Here is a 2,675-nt window from a genome sequence, read left to right as displayed (position 1 = left end):
TTCGCCGAGTCCGATATCGATCTCCTCGTCGAGGCTGTTGACGAGGAAGTTAAGCACCTGCTCTTCGGTGAGTTCGTTGGCTGCTTGGTCCGGTCGCATCAACCGACCAAGCAGCCCGTTCACCTAACCCGCTTTGTGAGGTACTGATCTTGGGATCGGACCCCTACCCAATCGAGTAATATCCTGCGGTGGTCGACGGAGATTTTTTGACATGCCCACACTAACAGACGGTATGAGCATTTCCGGTATGCCTGACGTCTACTATCTCGATGAGCCTCGGGTCCAGCAGCAAATGCAGATGATACACCAAGGACAAGTCCAGAAGGTCGTTGAGACAGTCAGCTCAACAGATTCTTCAGAAAATGAGGGACGTGTTTCAATCTACGAATTCCTCGATTACCACCGAGGCAGCAGCGAAGAAAACATCGAAGATTTCTCTCGAACCGTTCAAAGTACTCCTATCGGACAGTTCATCGCCTTTCATGGCGTCTTGGATACAGTAAAAGAGGATCTAACGCACCTTAGTCGGATCGACAATAATATCAGAAATTCGCTTGAGGACGGAGACTACGTGACTATCGAAGGGAAAATAGAACGGCCACCATGGACCCAGCTATATGATCTCGCAGAGCGGCTTGGGATTGATCTTAGTGACGTTGAATCTGGAGGACCTGAGATGCCTGACGATTCGGAAGAGAGGCTTCTGGAAGAGCTTGAGGATGCAGCGAGATACTACCAGGTCTCGATGAATGGCGAGTGTGATGGTTGTTTTGTGTTCAAGTTGTGGGAGGAAAATATGCTGAGCATAGCGAGAGACTTCCCAAACAACTTCAAGGATTATACAGTATTTGCGAAAATAGACCACATATACGAACAAGGGGAGGAGCGACATTACCTTGATTTCCTAGATGAGATGCCAACGAAGGATAGAAAAGAACAGACAGAGAGACGGATTCGCAAGAAACAATTGGCCAACGAATTAGATCCACTGTACATGGATGGTGTGGATGATGCCGACCTCCACATCTCACCTCCTGATATTGTTCTCACTCCTGTTGCGATCTACGCATGAAGCTCTAAGTAATGGTCTCAGGCTATCTATCCCTAATTGCAAAGTTTAGGGAGGAAAGCTCGTTTTTGCCGCCAATCACCTTTGGATATCTGTACTCTAAAGGGTCTGAGATCCCCGTTTGTTCGTTCGAAGTTGATATATCGTATGTATTCACCGGCTTCAGTTCAACTATTTACCTCATACTAGCGGTCATTTCCTTGGCGACTGCATCTGGAGCCTATACAATAGCAAAAACGGGCATGTCTACAGCTGATGTCCGAAATTCTGCAACGACCAAATTTGGATATATACTTGATAGCGTCGTCACTTTAGAAAGTATTTTCACGTTTTTAGCTCCGCTTCTGCTCATACTCCGTATTTGCCAAGGCGATTTCATAGCAAATACGCTGCTATTGATTCAGGTCATTCTGATCGGAACCACCGGCTGGTCACTTCTTCTCAACCGCTACACAGATGTAGAGGGATTCAAAGGAATGTCGAAGTAGCCATATTTACTGAGCGAACATTTGGCTATCCATTTTCCAGAGACTTGGAATAGACTATCGAGAAACAACTGTTTTCGGATAACCTTCGAGAACCCCTGTTCTTTATAAGTAAACTTGTAGCATTCAGAGAAATAGTTTGATTACCACTTTCGGAATTGCTGACCATTTCGACGTCAATCATATAACCAAGGATTGTGAAGGCCCGATATGGTCAGCCAAGATATTGCTCAGGAGCATCTCGACATCTACGATGAGTTGGATATGGCAGAACGAGGAGAAAGACGACTCAGAGCGTACACGATGGTGGACTACTATTGTAAGGTTGTTTCGGAGGTCAGCACAGCCTATCTCGGACTGAAAGGAGATATACGGACGGATAGTCTTAAAGAGCAATGGGAGCGATGCCGATCCCGGTTACAAGCTCTTGACGACTTCGAAGTTCCGAGTGACTACAGCAAGGCAATATACAATCTCCATTCGATTCGGAATGACGTAGCCCACGATTACCAAAAAAATCCCTCTACGTCTGAGTTAGAACAAATTCGTGATGTAGCCGCTGACTGGAGAAGTTGGCTAATCGAGAAAGCTGAAGAATATGATGAGGTGAAGGGTGAGCTAGATGCACGCAAGACGATGATACGAATCGCCCAACGTTCTCTTGAGGAGATCGAACATGCTGATGTCCCGTACCACGATCCTTTCGCCTCTGATGTCAAGGATGCAAAGAAACGAGCCAAAGATATCTCGGCGGAACTGAATGACCTGAAAAGTGGTGATGAGATCTCTATTGAACTGGTATATGCCCTATTGGATGCAAAAGAACTCACGCAACAAGTAGATGAAGCTAGGGTGGGTGATGCACACGTCGATTGGGCACTGGGTGAAGTTGCAGAGCCAGAGGTAAGTCCAGAAGAGGTTGGCCTCAAGTGAACCCCTAGAAACGGACGTCTAAACGCCTTTATTTTGGTCTGAGCGTGTCATAGAATCCGTCTCATGCCGTGAGCATCTCGCGGCCCGGATTGTCTCCTCGTTCGTCGTTGGTGATTGCGACGACCACTCGAAGGCACAATGCAACGAACACCTGCGTCCGCGCATGGACGCGGCCTCGGGCACGGACG

General features: G+C 47.4%; 3 protein-coding genes and 1 pseudogene. 3 read left to right on the top strand and 1 reads right to left on the bottom strand.

Annotated features, from left to right (window positions below; all coding sequences use genetic code 11):
- Window positions 1–232 precede the first annotated feature (232 nt).
- The 3 genes from GT355_RS17875 (at window position 233) to GT355_RS17865 (ending at window position 2,487) form a co-directional block, all read left to right on the top strand.
- The gene (locus tag GT355_RS17875; RefSeq protein ID WP_160135852.1) at window positions 233–1,072 is read left to right on the top strand and encodes a DUF6414 family protein; all 840 of its coding nucleotides are present in this window, start codon (window positions 233–235) and stop codon (window positions 1,070–1,072) included.
- Window positions 1,073–1,083: 11 nt separating this feature from the next.
- Entirely contained in the window at window positions 1,084–1,557 is a 474-nt protein-coding gene (locus GT355_RS17870; protein WP_160135851.1) for a hypothetical protein, read from the top strand.
- A gap of 207 nt (window positions 1,558–1,764) precedes the next feature.
- Window positions 1,765–2,487 (top strand): hypothetical protein, encoded by a 723-nt coding sequence (locus tag GT355_RS17865; protein ID WP_160135850.1) that lies wholly within the window; start codon window positions 1,765–1,767, stop codon window positions 2,485–2,487.
- Window positions 2,488–2,548: 61 nt separating this feature from the next.
- Here the strand turns inward: GT355_RS17865 and GT355_RS17860 are convergent.
- Window positions 2,549–2,675, bottom strand: a pseudogene (locus tag GT355_RS17860) (IS5/IS1182 family transposase); the annotation flags it as partial.

The sequence above is a fragment of the Halococcus salsus genome (assembly GCF_009900715.1).
GTDB lineage: Archaea > Halobacteriota > Halobacteria > Halobacteriales > Halococcaceae > Halococcus > Halococcus salsus.
The sequence above is the reverse complement of the archived record's forward strand: the minus strand, read 5'-3'. Positions and strand labels throughout refer to the sequence as shown.

What these genes read in the sequence shown, in the direction of transcription:
- GT355_RS17875 (WP_160135852.1), top strand. Translation starts at nt 233, where the DNA reads ATGAGCATTTCCGGTATGCCTGACGTCTACTATCTCGATGAGCCTCGG.
- GT355_RS17870 (WP_160135851.1), top strand. Translation starts at nt 1,084, where the DNA reads ATGGTCTCAGGCTATCTATCCCTAATTGCAAAGTTTAGGGAGGAAAGC.
- GT355_RS17865 (WP_160135850.1), top strand. Translation starts at nt 1,765, where the DNA reads ATGGTCAGCCAAGATATTGCTCAGGAGCATCTCGACATCTACGATGAG.